This window comes from Streptomyces sp. NPDC005728 (assembly GCF_040630895.1).
GTDB lineage: Bacteria > Actinomycetota > Actinomycetes > Streptomycetales > Streptomycetaceae > Streptomyces.
The window spans coordinates 18,137-35,270 of the sequence record NZ_JBEXYL010000012.1; the positions used below are offsets into that span (position 1 = coordinate 18,137).

At 73.7% G+C, this 17,134-nt stretch carries 12 protein-coding genes and 1 pseudogene; 3 read left to right on the forward strand and 10 right to left on the reverse strand.

Annotated features, from left to right (window positions below):
• Positions 1–42: 42 nt before the first annotated feature.
• From ABZ471_RS11225 to ABZ471_RS11235, 3 genes are all read right to left on the reverse strand, one after another.
• Positions 43–1,431 (reverse strand): FAD/NAD(P)-binding oxidoreductase, encoded by a 1,389-nt coding sequence (locus ABZ471_RS11225; RefSeq protein ID WP_359064868.1) that lies wholly within the window; start codon positions 1,429–1,431, stop codon positions 43–45.
• Entirely contained in the window at positions 1,421–1,666 is a 246-nt protein-coding gene (locus ABZ471_RS11230) for a ferredoxin (protein WP_359064870.1), read from the reverse strand. Before ABZ471_RS11230 ends, ABZ471_RS11225 begins: the two co-directional genes overlap by 11 nt.
• A gap of 158 nt (positions 1,667–1,824) precedes the next feature.
• The gene (locus tag ABZ471_RS11235; protein ID WP_359064872.1) at positions 1,825–2,472 is read right to left on the reverse strand and encodes a hypothetical protein; all 648 of its coding nucleotides are present in this window, start codon (positions 2,470–2,472) and stop codon (positions 1,825–1,827) included.
• A gap of 304 nt (positions 2,473–2,776) precedes the next feature.
• On the opposite strand from ABZ471_RS11235, the gene ABZ471_RS11240 reads away from it, so the two are divergent.
• Positions 2,777–3,619: an SDR family oxidoreductase gene (locus tag ABZ471_RS11240; protein ID WP_359064874.1), complete on the forward strand. Its 843-nt coding sequence runs from the start codon at positions 2,777–2,779 to the stop codon at positions 3,617–3,619.
• Between the two features lie 13 nt (positions 3,620–3,632).
• Here the strand turns inward: ABZ471_RS11240 and ABZ471_RS11245 are convergent, their stop codons facing one another.
• Together ABZ471_RS11245 and ABZ471_RS11250 are read right to left on the reverse strand one after the other, a co-directional pair.
• Positions 3,633–5,324: a DUF885 domain-containing protein gene (locus ABZ471_RS11245; RefSeq protein WP_359064876.1), complete on the reverse strand. Its 1,692-nt coding sequence runs from the start codon at positions 5,322–5,324 to the stop codon at positions 3,633–3,635.
• A gap of 33 nt (positions 5,325–5,357) precedes the next feature.
• Positions 5,358–5,861, reverse strand: a complete 504-nt coding sequence (locus ABZ471_RS11250; protein ID WP_359064878.1) for an Lrp/AsnC family transcriptional regulator — start codon at positions 5,859–5,861, stop codon at positions 5,358–5,360.
• A gap of 59 nt (positions 5,862–5,920) precedes the next feature.
• Between ABZ471_RS11250 and ABZ471_RS11255 the strand changes: the two genes are divergently transcribed.
• Positions 5,921–7,138: a PLP-dependent transferase gene (locus ABZ471_RS11255; RefSeq protein WP_359064880.1), complete on the forward strand. Its 1,218-nt coding sequence runs from the start codon at positions 5,921–5,923 to the stop codon at positions 7,136–7,138.
• Between the two features lie 59 nt (positions 7,139–7,197).
• Here the strand turns inward: ABZ471_RS11255 and ABZ471_RS11260 are convergent, their stop codons facing one another.
• The 5 genes from ABZ471_RS11260 to ABZ471_RS11280 form a co-directional block, all read right to left on the reverse strand.
• Positions 7,198–8,646 carry a GNAT family N-acetyltransferase gene (locus ABZ471_RS11260; protein WP_359064882.1) on the reverse strand — a complete coding sequence of 483 codons (1,449 nt, stop codon included), beginning with the start codon at positions 8,644–8,646 and terminating at the stop codon, positions 7,198–7,200.
• Between the two features lie 123 nt (positions 8,647–8,769).
• Entirely contained in the window at positions 8,770–11,496 is a 2,727-nt protein-coding gene (locus ABZ471_RS11265; protein ID WP_359064884.1) for a DUF6493 family protein, read from the reverse strand.
• Positions 11,493–12,905, reverse strand: a complete 1,413-nt coding sequence (locus ABZ471_RS11270; RefSeq protein WP_359064886.1) for an SWIM zinc finger family protein — start codon at positions 12,903–12,905, stop codon at positions 11,493–11,495. The genes ABZ471_RS11265 and ABZ471_RS11270 overlap by 4 nt, the downstream gene beginning before the upstream one ends.
• Positions 12,906–13,066: 161 nt before the next feature.
• Complete coding sequence (locus tag ABZ471_RS11275) at positions 13,067–14,653, reverse strand: alkaline phosphatase D family protein (protein WP_359064888.1); 1,587 nt, start codon at positions 14,651–14,653, stop codon at positions 13,067–13,069.
• A gap of 118 nt (positions 14,654–14,771) precedes the next feature.
• Entirely contained in the window at positions 14,772–16,202 is a 1,431-nt protein-coding gene (locus ABZ471_RS11280) for a PLP-dependent aminotransferase family protein (protein WP_359064890.1), read from the reverse strand.
• A 47-nt stretch (positions 16,203–16,249) separates the two neighbouring features.
• Between ABZ471_RS11280 and ABZ471_RS11285 the strand changes: the two are divergent.
• A pseudogene (locus ABZ471_RS11285) lies at positions 16,250–17,104 on the forward strand (EamA family transporter); the annotation flags it as partial.
• Positions 17,105–17,134: the final 30 nt, after the last annotated feature.

The following is a 17,134-nucleotide window of genomic DNA, read 5'->3' on the forward strand; positions in this document are numbered from 1 at the left end:
GGGCGTGAAGGTCCGTGGGGTGGGTCAGGGCCGGGCGCCGGGTCAGTGGCCCGGGGTGAAGACCAGTTGCCGGTCGGTCGGCGAGTAGCCGCTGAGGGTCACGGTCGGGCCGTGGGTCGGCAGGGACGGGTCGGGGAACTCGGCCGGCACCGGATGGCGGCCGTCGGGGCGGCGGTCCACCGTCGGGTACTCCACCGGGAACGGCGCGCCCCGCTCGATCTCCCGCTGGTAGAACTCCAGCCACCGGGTGTTGTCGAAGCTCACGGCGGCGATGGTGCGGCCCTGGTAGCCGTAGACGCCGACGAAGCGGCGTTCGGCCAGGGAGCCCTGCGTGATCATGACCTGATCGCCCATGGGCGGGACGCCGACGGACTTGATGTTCACGCGGAACTGCGACGACCAGAAGGCGGGCACCCACAGGTGCGGGCGGCGCTCACTGCTGGGGCTGATCATGTTGTGCGCGGCGATCTCGGCCTGCGCGACGGCGTTGCCCCAGTGTTCGAGGGAGAGGAACTGGTAGCCGAACAGCGCGTGCGGGGACCGGGCGACATCGCCCGCGACGAAGATGTCGTCGGTGACGATGCCCCGGAAGTCGAAGGCGCGGCACCCCGCGTCACAGGCGATGCCCCGGGGACCCGCGCCGAGCCCCGACCCGGCCAGCCACTCGGTGTTGCGCATCGAGCCGAGCGAGACGACCACCAGGTCCGTCTCGACGGCACTCTCGTCGGACAGATGGGCGGCCCTCACCCGGCCCACCGAATCGCCCTCCAGCCCCGTGACCATGACACCGGTGCGCAGGTCGACACCGTTCTCGTGGTACATCTCCGCGGACACCGCGCCGATCACCCCGCCGAGCGCTCCCGCCAGGGGTGCGCCCGCGCGTTCGGCCACGGTGACCGCGAGGTCCATCTCCCGGCAGGCCGAGGCGATCTCCGACCCGGCGAACCCGGCGCCGATGATGAGGACGCGGCGCGGCCGTGCCTTCAGCCGTCGGTACAGGGCGGCCGCGTCGCCCCGGGTCCGCACCACGAAGACGCCGTCCAGCTGCGCCTCCGACTCCTTCGGCCAGGGCCGGGCGCGCACTCCGGTCGCGATCAGCAGACGGTCGTAAGCGACCTCGTCCCCGTCGGCCAGCCGCACCCGTTTCGCGGTCATGTCGAGACCGGTCGCGGCGACGCCGAGGCGCCACTTCGCGTCGACCTCGCGGCACCGGGGCAGCTCGGTGTGGAGCGGGTCCGCCTTGCCCAGCAGGACAGCCTTGGACAGCGGCGGCCGGTCGTACGGCTCGTACGGCTCGTCGCCGATCAGGGTGAGTTCACCGGCAAAGCCCTCGGCCCGCAGGGTCTCGGCGGCCCGCAGGCCGGCCAGTGAGGCGCCCACGATGACGATCCGGCCCTCGCGCCTGAGCCAGTCCAGGTAATCAGCGGCCATCGGACGCCTCCCGGCCGGACACGGCACTCTCCTCCGTGCCGCCGTCCAGACCGTCGGCGGTGATCGCCTGCACGGGGCAGGCGGCGACGGCGCGCGCCAGCCGTTCCCGCTGCTCCTCGTCCGGCCTGGGGTTGTACACGAGCGACTCCTCGCCGTGCATGGCGAAGACGTCGGGCGCGAGGAACGCGCACTGGGCGTATCCCTGACACTTGTTGAGATCGACGACGAGCCTCATCGACGCTCCGCCCTTCCGGTGGCCAGGTCCGGTGCGTACCACCACGATTCGCGCGGGCATCTCCGGACAGCGGTCATGTCCCGTTCGCCAGCATGGGTGAGGCGACGGAGGCCTCGCGCGCGGGGGCACGCCGTTCGGGTGAGCGGCGCCCTGCGGGGTCACGGCGACGCCGCGACGTGCGACCGGGCACGACCGCTCGCCACCAGGATGTAGACACTCAGCACCAGCGCCCACGCGGGGAAGACCAGTTCTGCCCACGGGACGTTCGACGAGACGAACAGCAGCGTCAGTGCGGTGGGGAAGCCCAGCAGGCTGAGCCAGCGCGGCAGCACGCCGAGGCGGTGCCCGATCACCGACATGGAGCACACGAAGACGGCCGCCATCCGCATCGCGTACCCCGTCATCATCGTGTACGCGAAGTACCGGCCGAAGTCCCGGGCGGACAGCCCGGGACTGGCATCGGAGGGATGCGCGACCGCCAGCACGGCATCGGCCGCCGCCGCGGCACCGAACATCGTGGCCGTGAAGACCAGTCCGCTGCCCAGGAGGACGGTGGCGAGGAACTTGTCCTCGACCGCCCCGACGTGGGCCCGTACGGCTCCTACGAACCACAGGAAGAAGATGCCGGCGAACGGTACGAGGGCGAGGGCCGTCCGCACCGCGGTGCGTCGCGCTGAGTCCGTGAACCCCGGCGGGGTGACCGCGTCGGCCCCTTCCGGGATCCCCAGCCGGATCAGCACGATCGCCGCGGCCAGCAGCAGCGCGAACACGACTCCGGCCAGCCCGGCGGCCCGCGGCGTCTCCATCGCTTCCTGCCCCGGCCCGGGACCTCTTGCCTGCATGTCCGGCCCGCCTCCTCCGACTCGCCCTCTGCCACCAGCAAGCGGCCTCACCAGGGGCCCCGCCACCGGGGGACGGCCGTACGGCCGACGGGGGCGGGCGTTCACGCGGCTCGTGCAGAGCGTGTTGTTGAGTGGTCCGGCTCGTCGGCGCTCCTGCGTACGTCCCGGATCCGCAACACCTGACGTTCCGAACGCGCCATCCTCTGAAGCCCGGTCACGATTCCGGCGCTCCGCTGCACCGCCCGCACCCCGCGTACAGTGATCGCCCATGCCCGCATCCACGCACCCCACCCCCGGCGCGCTGCGCCGCGACCCCCTGCCCCTGCGCGGCCGTACCGCGCTCGTGACCGGAGCCAGCAGGCGTGCCGGTATCGGGCACGCGGTGGCCCGGCGGCTGGCCGCGTACGGCGCGAGCGTCTATGTGCATCACCATGTGCCGCACGACGCCGCGATGCCTTGGGGCGCCGACAGCCCCGAAGCCGTCGCCGACTCCGTGCGCGAGGCGCTCGGCGATCCGGAGGCGCGCGTCGTCTCGGGACCCGGTGATCTGGCCGACCCGGCGGTACCGGCCCGCCTGGTCGACAGTGCCGTGGCGGAGTTCGGCCGGCTCGACATCCTCGTCGCCAACCACGCCCTGAGCGGATCCGACGGCTCCCTGGACGAGATCGACGCGGCGATGCTGGACGCCCACTGGGCGGTGGACACCCGCTCGGTGCTGCTGCTCGTCCAGGCGTACGTCCGCTCGCGCGCCCGGCTGACGGAGGGCGCTCCCGGCGGGCGCGTGGTGATGATGACCTCCGGACAGGACATCGCGGGCGGGATGCCCGGCGAGATCGCCTACGCCCTGCAGAAGGGCGCCCTCGCCTCGATCACCCGTTCCCTGGCCGCCACCCTCGCAGAGCAGGGCATCACCCTGAACACCGTCAACCCGGGCCCCGTCGACACCGGTTACGCCACCGGCGAGGCCCACGCGGCCGTGGCCGCCCGGTTCCCCGACGGACGCTGGGGCCTGCCCGACGACCCGGCCCGGCTCATCGCGTGGCTGGCCACGGACGAGGCGGGCTGGGTCACCGGTGAGGTCGTCAACTCCGAGGGCGGCTTCCGGCGTTGAGACCTCGCGGCGGTCAGAGCCGGGACAGCTCGTCCACCAGGTCGTCCAGGCCCAGCGAACCCTGGGACAGGGCCGCCATGTGCCAGGCCTTCAGGTCGAAGGCGTCGCCGTGCCGCGCGCGGGCGTTCTCGCGGCCCAGCAGCCAGGCACGCTCGCCGAGCTTGTAGCCGATCGCCTGGCCCGGAATCGTCAGGTACCGGGTCAGCTCGCTCTCCACGAAGTCCGCGGGCCGGCTGCTGTGCGCGCCGAAGAACTCCTGCGCCAGCTCCGGCGTCCAGCGCTCGCCGGGACGGAACGGCGAGTCGGCCGGGATCTCCAGCTCCAGGTGCATGCCGATGTCGACGATCACCCGGGCCGCGCGCATCATCTGGGCGTCCAGGTAGCCGAGACGCTCCTCCGGTTCGGTGAGGTAGCCCAGCTCGTCCATCAGCCGCTCCGCGTACAGCGCCCAGCCCTCCGCGTTGGCGCTGACCCCGCCGACCGTGGCCTGGTAGCGGGAGAGGTCCTTGGCCACGTGCGCCCACTGCGCGAGCTGGAGGTGATGCCCGGGCACGCCCTCGTGGTACCAGGTCGACACCAGGTCGTAGACCGGGAACCGGGTCTGCCCCATGGTCGGCAGCCAGGTGCGCCCGGGACGCGAGAAGTCCTCCGACGGGGCCGTGTAGTACGGGGCCGCGGCACCGCCGGGCGGGGCGATGCGCGACTCCACCTTCCGCACCCGTTCGGCGAGTTCGAAGTGTGTGCCGTCCAGGTCCTCGATGGCCCGGTCCATCAGGCCCTGGAGCCACTCGCGGACCTCGTCGACGCCCTCGATGTGCCGGCCGTGCTCGTCCAGGTGCGCGAGCGCCACCCACGGTGTCTCGGCGCCGGGCAGGATCTTCTCCGCCTCCAGCTTCATCTCGCCGAGGATGCGGTGGAACTCCGACCAGCCGTACGCGTACGCCTCGTCCAGGTCCAGGTCGGTACCGTTGAAGTAGCGGGCCCAGCGCGCGTACCGCTCGCGGCCCACCGTGTTCGGGGCGCCCTCGATGGCCGGCGCGTACACGTCCCGCATCCAGTCCCGCAGCTCCGCCACGGCGGCGGTGGCGGCACGGGCGGCCTCGTCCAGCTCCGCGCGCAGCGCGTCCGGACCGGCGGCGGCGAAGTCCTCGTACCAGCCGCGGCCCTGGCCGTCGGTGTCGGACCACTCGGTGAGCTGCTCGACGAAGGTCGCGGTCGGCCGCGGCGACGCGAACAGCTTGCGCTCCAGACCGAGGGCGAGGGACTCCCGGTAGCCCGCGAGCGCGGCGGGCACCGCGCGCAGCCGCTGCGCGATCGCCGCCCAGTCCTCCTCCGTCTCCGAAGGCGTCACCGTGAAGACGTCCCGCACCGAGTGGCCCGGCGTGTGCATGTTGCCCACCGCGCGCAGATGGTCGTCGGCCTCGTGCACGGCCAGCTCGGCGGTCAGTCGCTCGCGCAGCAGCCGCCCGCAGCGACGCTCGACGTCACTGTCCGCGCCGGGCTGCCGTTCCGCCTCGTCGAGCTTGGCGAGGGTGGTCCGCGCCAGCTCCGCGAGGGCCTCCTGGCCCTGCGGCGAGTAATCGGGCAGCCTGCTCGAACTCTCCTTGACACCGAGGTAGGTGCCGGTGACCGGGTCGAGGGCGATGAGGTCGTCCACGTATGCGTCGGCGACCTGGCGGGGCAGCAGGCTCTGGATCTCAGACATGCCGCCCATCCTCATACGCGGACTATGCCTGCGTCACCCAGGTATCCCCGATTCAGCTCTGGGCGTGGCCGGTGGCAGCAGTGGTCCGCAGTCCCACTGCTGGAAGATCAACCGGGTCTCCACCCGGGCCACTTCCCGGTGTGCCGTGAACTCGTCCAGAACCAGCCGCTGCAGATCGGCCATGTCCGCGACAGCCACATGCACCAGGTAGTCGTCGGGGCCGGTCAGATGGAACACGGTCCGCGACTCCGGCAGCGCGCGGATCCGCTCGACGAACGGTCCCACCAGCTCCCGCCGATGCGGCCTGACCTGCACCGACAGCAGGGCTTCCAGGCCGCGCCCCAGCTTGGCCGGATCCAGCCGCAGCTGATGGCCGAGGATCACGCCCGAGCGGCGCAGCCGGGTCACCCGGTCCAGACAGGTCGACGGCGCCACGCCGACCTGCGCGGCGAGATCGCGGTAGGTGGTCCGGGCGTCGTTCTGCAGCAGCCGCAACAGATGAAGATCCACCGGATCCAGTACGACAGATTCAGCCATTGGCCGAACGTAGCACGGTGTTCGAATCCAGACGCCCGTCCGGTGTTCAACCTTCCGCCATGGACACAGCGAGCACCGGTGCCTACGACGACGTACGCACCGCACCGAGAGCACTGGCCACCGAGGCCGTCCACGCCGGCCGCGACGACCTCGCCCGCCAGGGCCTGCACGCCCCGCCCATCGACCTGTCCACCACCTACCCCTCCTACGACAGCCGCGCCGAGGCCGCCCGCATCGACGCCTTCGCCACCGACGGCGCCGACCCGGTGGGCCCGCCGGTCTACGGCCGCCTCGGCAATCCGACCGTCGCCCGTTTCGAGACCGCCCTGGCCCGGCTGGAGGGCACCGAGTCCGCCGTGGCCTTCGCCAGCGGCATGGCCGCGCTGAGTGCGGTCCTCCTCGCCCGCTCCGCCGCCGGCCTGCGCCATGTCGTCGCCGTACGGCCCCTGTACGGCTGCAGCGACCACCTGCTGACCGCGGGGCTCCTCGGTACGGAGGTGACCTGGACCGACCCGGCGGGCATCGCCGACGCGCTGCGGCCCGACACCGGTCTGGTGATGGTCGAGTCCCCGGCCAACCCGACCCTCGCCGAAGTCGACCTGCGGGCCGTCGCCCACGCCTGCGGCTCGGTCCCGCTGCTCGCCGACAACACCTTCGCCACACCCGTCCTGCAACGCCCCGCCGAGCAGGGTGCACGGCTGGTGCTGCACAGCGCCACCAAGTACCTCGGCGGCCACGGTGACGTGCTGGCCGGAGTGGTGGCCTGCGACGAGGAACTGGCCGGACGACTTCGGCAGATACGTTTCGCCACGGGCGGTGTCCTGCATCCGCTGGCCGGCTACCTGCTGCTCCGGGGCCTGTCCACGCTGCCGGTGCGGGTCCGGGCCGCCTCCGCCAGTGCCGCCGTGTTGGCCCGCCGGCTCGCCGCCGACCCGCGCGTCGCCCGCGTCAGCTATCCGCGCCTGGGCGGGGCGATGCTCGCCTTCGAGGTGCACGGCGACCCGCACGAGGTGATCTCCCGGGTCCGGCTGATCACCCCGGCGGTCAGCCTGGGCAGCGTGGACACCCTCATCCAGCACCCCGCGTCCATCAGCCACCGGATCGTGGATGCCGACGACCGGCGCGGCGCGGGAGTGAGCGACCGGCTGCTGCGGATGTCGGTGGGCCTGGAAGACGTCGACGACCTGTGGCTGGACCTGGACAACGCCCTGGGGGAGCGGACCCGGACGCCGGTACGGCTGCCGGAGCCCGTGGGCCTGCGGGAGGCCGCGGGCTGACGGCTGTCCGCCCGACGGCGGCCCGGCGCTGGGGACCGGGCCGCCGTCGGGCGGCGACCTCAGTCGCGGCGGGCGGACCCGCCGAGCCGCTCCCCGCTGCCGTCGTACGGCGGCAGCACGGCCACCGGGGCGGCCTCCAGACGGGCCGTGATGACCAGGGTGCCCTCCTCGATCTGGTAGTCCAGCGGCAGCCCGAGACCGCGCATCGCGGCGACCATCCCGGTGTTGGAGGCCTGCGTCACGGCGTACACGCTCGCGCAGCCCGCCTCCACCGCCATCGCCACCAGACGGCCCAGCAGCTCGGCGCCGATGCCCCGCCGCTGCCAGTCGTCCTCGATCAGCAGCGCGACCTCGGTCTCGTCGCCGTCCCACAGCAGATGCCCGAGGCCGACGATGCGGCCGGAGCCGGTCTGAGCGGCCAGCGTCCGCCCGAAGCGCGGGCTGAGCAGGTGGTTCAGATAGCGGTCGGCATCGCCGACCGGCCCGTGGTACCGCATGCCGAGCGTGCGCTTCGAGCACCGCTCGTGCATCGCCCGGGCCGGTGCCAGGTCACCGGTGTCCACCCGGCGCACGGTGATGTCGTTGCCCTCGGGCAGCGTCAGCACGTCCTGGCCGCGAGGGATCCGCGGACCGAGCCGGGCGTCCAGCTCCACCAACGCCCTGGCCCGGGCGAACTCGGTCGGCGTGAACGGCAGGTACGGCCGCTCCACGGTGAGCACACCGCCCTCCGGCGCCCGCAACCGCATGACCGTGTCCTCGAGGACCCCCTCGACCGGCACGGGCTCCGGTCCGCGACCGCCGCCGACGGGCTTGGCGGGCAGCGAGCGGATCGTGCACCGGCCCAGCAACTGTCGTAGGGCCAGCGGGAGTTCCGCCGCGTCCAGCGCGGTGCGCGCCGCGAGGCCGAGGACCCGGGTGGGGGCGTCCACCAGGTCGTGGGCGTCGGCCCGCTCGATCCAGGTGGACGTCCCGCCGGCCAGCGAGACCGCCCGGGCGATCTCGGTCGCCGCCAGCGCCCCGGGCGCCCGCAGCAGGAACTCGTCGACCGTGCCGTCGCCCAGCGGGTGCGCCTGCAGACTCAGGATGTCGACCCGCCGCCCGGCCAGCGCCGTGCACAGCGCCGCCAGCGAACCGGGCTCGTCCCGTACGGTCGTCCGCATCCGCCACAGCGCGCTCGCCCCGGTCACGTCCTGCGCCGACGCCTCCGGTTCCGGCGAGAGCCCGGCCGGCCGCGGCTCCGCGGCCGGCCGGGCACCGGTATCCTCGGTCGGCGGTGCGTGCCCGTGGCGCCGAGCCCACCAGGTGTGGAAGCCCGCCGTCGCGGCCAGCACGATCGCCGAGATCACCAGCAGGGCCGGACCGTCGGGCCCGTGTCCGATCAGGTTCGCCACCCCGTCCGCCACCGCCACGGCGGTGAACAGGGCGGCGAGTTCGACGAGGTCCCGCCGCCAGTGGTGCACGGGCCGTCCGTGCTTCGTCCGGGTCACATGAGACATCTCTGGAGTCATGCAGCCACTGTGGAGGAACGGTGTTGCGTGATCACGAACGATGTGTGACCGATGAGTAAAGCATGCTTCCGCCCCCTTTGTTGCATTTTCTATCGTTGACGTGTGCGGATATCCCGGTCCGGCTCAGGCGGCCACCACCGCCTCCGCCTCCACCGCCAGGGCGTCCCGCAGCCGCCGCGCCTGGGTGACCAGACGGGAGGCGCCGGTGCGTGCGGCGGTCTCCGCCAGATGCGGTACGTCTCCGCGGGCCCCGGAACGCTCGGCGCACTCGGCCGCGGCGGCCAGCAGGTCCCCGAGGCCCCGGGCCGCCACGGCCGCCGCCTCCGGGCGGGCGGTCGCGAGGCCGGCCAGCGGAACGGGCAGGGCGTGCCGGAGCATCTCCCCTATCGTTGCATGGGCTCCCGTGGCCGCCGCCGTCCGCGCCGACTCGGCCAGCCGCTGCGGCTTCACCGCACCGCGCCCGACCAGCTCGCCCAGATCCGTGCCCAGCCGCGCCGCGTCGAGCTGTCCCCGCGCGGCGAGCACCAGCAGGGCGTCCACGGCGGCGAGCCGGTCCTCCTGGTGCCGCGCACCGAGCCCGTACGCCATGCACAGGTGGACGGCCTCGCCCGCCTCGCCGCCGGACTCGGCGAGCAGGGGGAGGACGGCGGCGGCACCGCGGTCGTCCTCGACGGCCGTGTCGGCCAGATCGTGGAGCATCCGCGCCGCGACCAGCTCCCGGCGCTCCGGGAGCACGGCGAGCCAGTGCGGGCGTATCGCGTGGTTCCAGTGGGTGCAGTGCCAGCGGTCGGCGAAGGTGGACAGCGGTTGGCCGAGCTGGCGGAACTCCTGTGGGAATCCCCCCTGCAGCTCCGGGAGTTCGCCCAGCTCCACGAGGATCCGCACGCCCTTGGTCCGGCGCCGGGCCGGCTCCGGAGCGGTGGTGCCGGTGCGCAGCCAGTGGGTGAGCCGCCTGCCCGGGGCGGCGTCGTCGGTGGTCAGCCAGCGGGCGAGTCGTGCGCCCTCCCGGGTGCCGAGCGTCTTCGCCCGCAGGGCCGCCTCCTCGGCCGCCGCACGGTCGTCCCTGCGAACACGCAGCAGAGCCTGGGCGAAGTCGGTCGCGCCGACCCGGGCGTCCAGGCGGCGGTACTCTGCGAGACGGGTCACCAGCTCCTCCGGCTCCAGCAGGCCCGTGCCCCAGGTGGGCGTGGCGAGGAGCAGCGGCATCGGTTCCGTGCGCAGGCGGTAGGCCACTTCGCGAAGCCGGGCGTCGAAGACCCGGGCGAGCCCGCTGTGTGCGCACTCGTGTTCCTTCGGTCCCTGTCGCACCGCCGCGTGCAGCGTGGCCGTGGTCACCTTGCCGTGCAGCGCTGCGAGGAGCAGGTCGAGGCCGTCCTGGGCGTTGACGGTGCCGTAGCGGGTGTTGCCGAACATGTCGTCCGCGCGTGGCCAGTGACGGGTCTGGTCCTTGGCCCACCAGCGGTTCGCGATCACCGGTACGAGCGCCGCGCGCAGCGCGTCCGGGTCCTGGTACACGTGCCGCACCAGACCGTCCAGCGCCCGCTCGAACGCGGCCACGTCACCGTCGGAGGCCAGCAACGCCCCCAGTTCCTCGGCCAGTTCCACCGCCGCCTGCGGCGCAGGCTCCAGCCGTACCGGCTCCGGGGCCGGCGGCAGCACCTCCTCGAACACCTCCTCCGATCCGACCGTGGCGACACCCAGCGCGGCGGCCGCCCGTGTGCGCAGCGCCGGAGCCAACTGATCGGCCGCACGGACGAGTTCGTCACGCACGTCGACGGAGTCGAGTTTCTTCACGTGTCGTTCGACGAGCTTCAGTGCCCGCTCCTGCACCTGGGTGTCCTCGTGCCCGAACGCCTGGGCCACGACCGGCAGCAGCTCCGCCGCCGTGCCCGGATCGCGGGAGAGCACCTTGCCGAGCAGGACCAGCTGGGCCCGTACGAGCTTCTTCTCGCCGCGGAACAGCAGCCCTTCGGAAGCCTCGGCCAGCTGCCGCGTGTCCAGGGCACCGTCCAGCGCCAGGGCGGCCAGCACCTCCTGCGCGCGGGAGGCGACGGGGGAGACCGCATCCCGGGACAGCGCCGTCCAGTCCGGGATCCGCGCCCGCTCCTCCTCCTGGGTGAGCGCGAGTTCCGTCAGCAGCGGAAGGAAGATCCGGTGGTCGGTGGGCCCGCCCCCGCGCAGCAGCCGGGCCACGCAGGCGTCGACCAGGAACGTCCGGTCCAGGAAGCCTTCCCGGGTCACTTCCGCCAGGGCGCTCTGCCACGAGCCCGGTCCTTCGCCGAGCAGCCAGCGCACCTCACCGACATCCGAGAGGGTGAACAGCCCGCCGACCAGCGGTGCGAGGTTCGGCTCGCGGCGCAGCAGCTCGGCGAGGCCGTCCCGGCGCCGGACGCCGCTGCTGATGTGCCGGATCCAGCCGATCACATAGGCGTCCGTCACCGGCACCTCGCAACCCGACCGGCTGACCAGCCCCGCCATCAGCTCGTACTGCACGCTTGCGGAGGTGGGGCGCTGTGCCAGCCGGTGTGCCACGTCGGCCAGCCAGCCCGTGTCCCGGGCCTCCAGCGCACGCAGGAGGGAGTCGACGGGCGCCTGGCTCCAGCGCAGGTCGCTCGCCGCGAGCCAGGCGGCGGCCGCGGCGGCCCCCGTGTGGCAGGCGGCCCCGGCCAGGTGCAGCGCCGGGAGGACCCGCTGCGACCGGCTCTCCCACATCGGGACGGCCCGCAGCTCCTTGCGCAGCTCCTTCAACTCGCCCAGACACGCGCGCCGTTCCGCGTCCGTCATTCCCGTCACCAGCCGCAGCGTCTCCGCCGTGCGCCCGGCCCGTACCGTCTCCGTCAGTGCGGTCATCGCACACCCCCGCCGATCGCCATGTCCTGTCCCACCGCGGCGCCCCGTCGCACCATCCGCACCGCCAGCGCGTGCTTGCACGGGCCACGTCCGCCCCGGTACTTCGCCCACCACAGGCAGCTGCAGCTGAGCACCCCCGCCTCGTCCCGCACCCGGTGCACATGTCCGTCCTCGGCGGTCACCGTGGCCGGCCCGCCGTCCAGGGACACCGCGCCCGCCGCCACCAGCGCCCGGGCCGAGCGCAGCCGGGGGTTGTGCCGCTCGACGCGCTCGGCGTCGTAGGGCAGCTCCCTGTGGAAGTAGGCCGCCTCCGCAGTGTCGTACCCGACACGGCCCGAGGTGCCGAGGCGGACCAGCGCGGCCCGCACCCGCTCGGGCGTGAGACCCGAGGCCGCCGCGAGGTCGGCCACCTCGATGCGCGGTTCCCAGGCAAGCAGCACGGCGATCAGCTCGGCGTCCCCGGCGGCCTCCTCCGTGGCGAGCGCATCCAGCACGCCGCCCTCGCCGGAGAAGCCACGCGCGGCGTCGGGGGACAGGGTCAGTGTGAGCCGCATCCCGGGCAGGACGACCTCCCAGGCGGCGGCCGCAGCGGCCGCCGTACCGCCGCCGTCGACCGCGGGGCCGTACACCCGCAGCGCCGTCGCATGCCGCAGCACCCGCTGCAGTGCCGCCAGCCGCTCCGGACCCGGCAGGCAGACCGCGCCCGGCACCGCCCGCGTCGTCGGCCGCAGCCCCCGGCCCACCGGCACCACCCAGCGCGGACCGCCCGAGGCCCGCCTTCCCCCGCCCGCCCTCGGCAACCCGCGCAGGAACCGCACCGCCTCGTCCGCCGGCAGCTCCGCCCGCAGATCGAAGCCGGCCGCGACCACCTGGGCCTCGGCGAAGCCGCGCAGCCACCGGTCGGGCAGCGGGACCTTCTTCTCCACCACCGGGCCGTCCAGCGTCGTGACCGCCAACTCGTCCGGTCCGACCCGCAGATGGAGCGGATCGTCCGTGCCGATCCGGGACAGCGCCTCGCGCAGCGGGTTGTTGACGTCCACGTTCGTCGTCCCGTGCCCCACCTCGCCGCCGTCGAGGCCCGGGGTGAGCACGTCCAGCCGTGCGTACACCCCGCCGCAGCCGGAGAAGGACTCGAAGCGCAGCCGGTCGCCGTTGCCCGTCACCACCGGGTCGAGTGAGGCGCGCAGCTGCGGCTGGTAGTAGCGCGCGGCCGCCACGTCGGCCACCGCCAGCAGTGCCGCCGCCGAGATCTGAGGCGAGGTCAGAAAGCCTGCGAAGAACCGCGGATGGTCCTCGGCACCCGTGGGTGTGGCACCCCGGGACGTTTCCAGCCCGAGCCGGCGCCCGTCCGCCGCGGACTCGAGTGCGGAGGGTCGGCGATAGGTCACGGCCTGCAGAGATCGCGTCATGGGAAAAACCGTAGAGGCGACCACTGACAATCGGTCTGACCTGCGAAAACACCCGCCAGGCGGGGAGTTGGCGGGGAGGCGACCGTGCCGCGCTCCGGGGGATGACGCCGGTGCGCGGCACGGTTTCGAGCGTACGGGACCCGGTGGCCCCGCGGCGCCACCTACTGGCCGACCCGGCCCGGCTGCAGCGTCTGCGTGAACAGCACCGTGCCGTCCTGCTCGCGCAGTCGTACCGTCAGTTCGCCGCTGTCGCCGTCGATGTCGACCTCGCCGAAGAACTGGTAGCCGCCCGCGGGCGACACGTTCGACGCGGTCGGCGCCTTCACGAACACCCGCTCCGGACCGAAGGTGTTGTCCAGCGCGCTGGCCGGGAACGCACCGGCGTTCAGCGGTCCGGAGACGAACTCCCAGAACGGCTCGAAATCGGTGAAGGCGGCCCGCGCCGGCTGGTAGTGCTGGGCCGAGGTGTGGTGCACGTCCGCCGTCAGCCACAGCGTGCCGGTGATCCGGCGGTGCTTGACGAAGCGCAGCAGTTCGGCGATCTGCAGCTCGCGGCCCAGCGGGTCGCCCGGGTCGCCCTGCGCCACCGCCTCGAAGTCCGGCTTGTTCTCCATCGGGTCGGGCACCACGAGCCCGAGCGGCATGTCGGCGGCTATCACCTTCCACACCGCGCGCGACCGGGACAGTTCCCGCTTGAGCCACTCCAGCTGCTCACGGCCGAGGATGCCCTGCGGGTCCACGGTCTGGTCGTCGGTGGAGTTGGCGTTGCGGTAGGTCCGCATGTCCAGCACGAACACGTCCAGCAGCGGGCCCTGGTGCAGCACGCGGTAGACCCGGCCCTCCTTCGCGCCCGGGCGCAGCGTGGAGACCGGGAAGTACTCGCTGAACGCCCGCCGGGCGCGCGCCGCCAGCACGTCGACGCTCTTCTCGGTGTACCGGGTGTCGGTGGAGGCGATCACCTCGCCCGGATACCAGTTGTTGCGCACCTCGTGGTCGTCCCACTGGATGACCGACGGCACCTGGGCGTTGAACCGCCTGAGGTTCTCGTCGAGCAGGTTGTAGCGGAAGTTTCCCCGGTACTCGGCGAGGGTCTCGGCGACCTTCGCCTTCTCCTCGGTGGTGATGTTCCGCCAGGTGGTGCCGTCCGGCAGGGCCTGGGTGGCGGTGATCGGGCCGTCGGCGTAGATGTTGTCGCCGCTGCACAGGAAGAAGTCCGGGTCGAGATTCGCCATCGCGTCGTAGATCCGGTAGCCGCCGTGGTCGGGGTTGATGCCCCAGCCCTGGCCGGCCAGGTCGCCCGACCACAGGAACCGCACGCCGTCGCGGCGGTGCCGGGAGACGGTGCGGAAGGTGCCGGTCACCGGCTCGCCGGTGCGGCGCGGGTCGTCCGGGTCCGCGAGGAGCACGCGGTAGTGGATCTGCTCGCCGGAGGGCAGGCCGTGCAGCCGTGCGGTGCCGGTGAAGTCCGTGTCGGCGCCCAGCAGCGGGCCGTGCCATCTGCGCGGGTTGCGGAACGACTCGGTGGCCGAGGTCTCCACGACCATCCGGGCCGGCCGGTCCGAACGCACCCACACCAGGCCCGAGTCGGCGGTCACGTCGCCCGTCTGCACGCCCCAGCCCGCCTCGGGACGCCCGGAGAGGGCGAACGCCGGTGCCGCGCCGAGGCCGGCTGGCAGGGTCAGGGCCGCCGACGCGGCGAGGGAGCCGCGCAGCACGCTGCGGCGGCCGGGGAACGGACGGTGGGACATGGCTGCGCCTCCTGTGACGGGATCCTGCCCGTGTGCAGAGCCACACCTACTGGTGCGCCGCGGCGCGCACGCAAACCACAAGTGAACAACGGTCCGCGGCCCCGCCGATCGCATCCGGTCAGCCGGCGAGCGCCTCGGCCAGGATCCGTACCCCCGCACGGATCCTGGTCGGCGCGAGATGCGCGTACCCGAGCACCAGCCGCACCCTGCCGTCACCGGTACGCGCGCGCGTGCAGGCACCGAGCGGGCGTACGGCGATGCCGGCGTCGGCGACCCGTTCCACGAAGTCGTCCTCCGGGCCGTACCGTTCGGGGAGTTCGGCGATGGCATGCAGGCCCGCGGCGATCCCGGACACCCGCGCCTCGGGGACGTGCTCGGCCAGGGCGGCGACCAGGGTGTCGCGCCGCTCCCGGTAGGCGCGCTGGCAGCGGCGCAGCTGCCGGTCGTAGTCGCCGCGCTCCACGAAGTGCGCGAACAGCGCCTGGTCGAGCGAGGGATGGCCGAGGTCGGTGGTCCGCTTGCGCTCCACGACCTCCTCCGTCAGAGCCGCGGGCACGAGCAGCCAGCCCAGCCGCAGGCCGGGGGCGAGGGACTTGCTGGCCGAGCCCATGTAGGCGACGCGTTCCGGATCGAGGCCCTGGAGGGCGCCGACGGGTGCGCGGTCGTAGCGGAAGTCCCCGTCGTAGTCGTCCTCCAGCACCAGGCCGTCCACCGACCGTGCCCAGTCCAGCAGTTCGGCGCGCCGCGCCGCGGAGTACGCGATTCCGGTGGGGTACTGGTGCGCCGGAGTCGTCACCACGGCCCGTGCACCGGACGCGCGCAGCGGTTCGAGGGCCAGGCCGTCCTCGTCCAGCGGCAGCGGTACGGTGCGCAGGCCGGCCGCCGCGTACAGGCCGTCGTGCTGCGGACTGCCCGGGTCCTCGACCCCGATCGTGCGCATCCCGCGCGCGTGGAGCACGGATCCGACCAGGGCACTCGCCTGGGCGACACCGGAGACGACCACGATCCGCTCCGGGTCGGCCACCACGCCCCGGCGGCGGGTGAGCAGTCCGGCGAGCGCGGTGCGCAGCCGGGGCAGCCCGCGCGGGTCCGGGTAGCCGAGGTCGTGGTGCGGCAGCTCGGCCAGCACGGCGCGCTGTACGGCGGCCCAGGCGGTCCGCGGGAACAGCGACAGGTCCGGCGTACCCGGGACGAAGTCGGCCCGGGTACCGGGGGCGCGGGGAGCGAGGTCGCGCGCGGGGGGCCGGGCCGCCCGTACGGCGTCGCCCACCCAGGTTCCCGCGCCCCGGCCGCTGCGCAGATACCCCTCGGCCGTCAGCTGCTCGTACGCCTCCGTGACCAGACCCCGTGACACGCCGAGGTCGGCGGCGAGGTCCCGGCTGGACGGCAGTCGCGTGCCAGGCGCGAGGCGCCCCGAGCGGATCGCCTCGCGCAGCGCGGCCTGGAGGGCACGGCCACGCGCGCGCGGCGGTGACGAGGCCGCCGGCAGCAGCAGTTCCCACGCGGCGGAGCCCACGAGGCCGCCCGTATTGGTCCCCGATGACGTCATGGAAGTGGACCTTAAACCGGGCCGCTCGGCTTCGTAGCGTCGCCGTCATGAAAGCCGCCACCGCCCGCACGGGCACCACCACCCGCGGCGCCCTGCTCGCCGCCCTTGCCTGTGTGCTCGTCGGCGGGTCCTTCACCGCCAACAGCGTCCTGGGCCACTACCCGTACGCCGGCGGCCAGTTCCTGCGGTACACCCTGGCCTGTCTGCTGCTGGCCCCGCTCGCCGGACGGGACGGGGCGCGGCGGCTGCGCGCGCTCGGTCCACGTCAGTGGGCGCGCCTCGCCCTGCTGGCGGCCGTCGGGATGGTCGGGTTCAACCTGGCCGTCATCGCCGCCGAGCGCGGCGCCGAACCGGCGGTTCCGGGTGTCTTCGTCGGCTGCGCACCGGTCGTGGTGGCCGTCCTCGTCCCGCTCCTCGACGGGCGCCGCCCGCAGCGTGCGGTGCTGTACGGCGCGTCGCTCGTCGCCGTCGGCGCGTTCACCGTGCAGGGCTGGGGCCGCACGGACGGACCGGGCATCGTCTTCTCGGCGTGCGCGCTCGGCGGGGAGGTGGGGTTCGCCGTCCTCGCCGCGCCGGTGCTGCGGCCGCTCGGGCCGCGGCTGCTGTCCGCGACGGTGTGCGCCGTCGCCGCCGTCGAGGCGGCGCTCGCCGGTGTGGTCCTGGACGGCGACGCCTGGCTGCGCCGTCCCGACGCCGGGGAGACCGCCGCACTGCTGTGGCAGGCGGCTGTCGTCACCGTCGTCGGCTTCGTGTGCTGGTACGTGGCCATGCAGCGGCTCGGCGCGGAACGGGCCACGCTCTTCTCCGGGCTCATCCCGGTGGCCGCAGCCTGCACCGCCCCGCTGGTCGGCACCGGCTCCTACGGGCTCGCGCAGGCCGCAGGCAGCGCCCTGGTGGGCGCCGGGGTCGTCCTCGGCTCCGGCGCGCTCGGC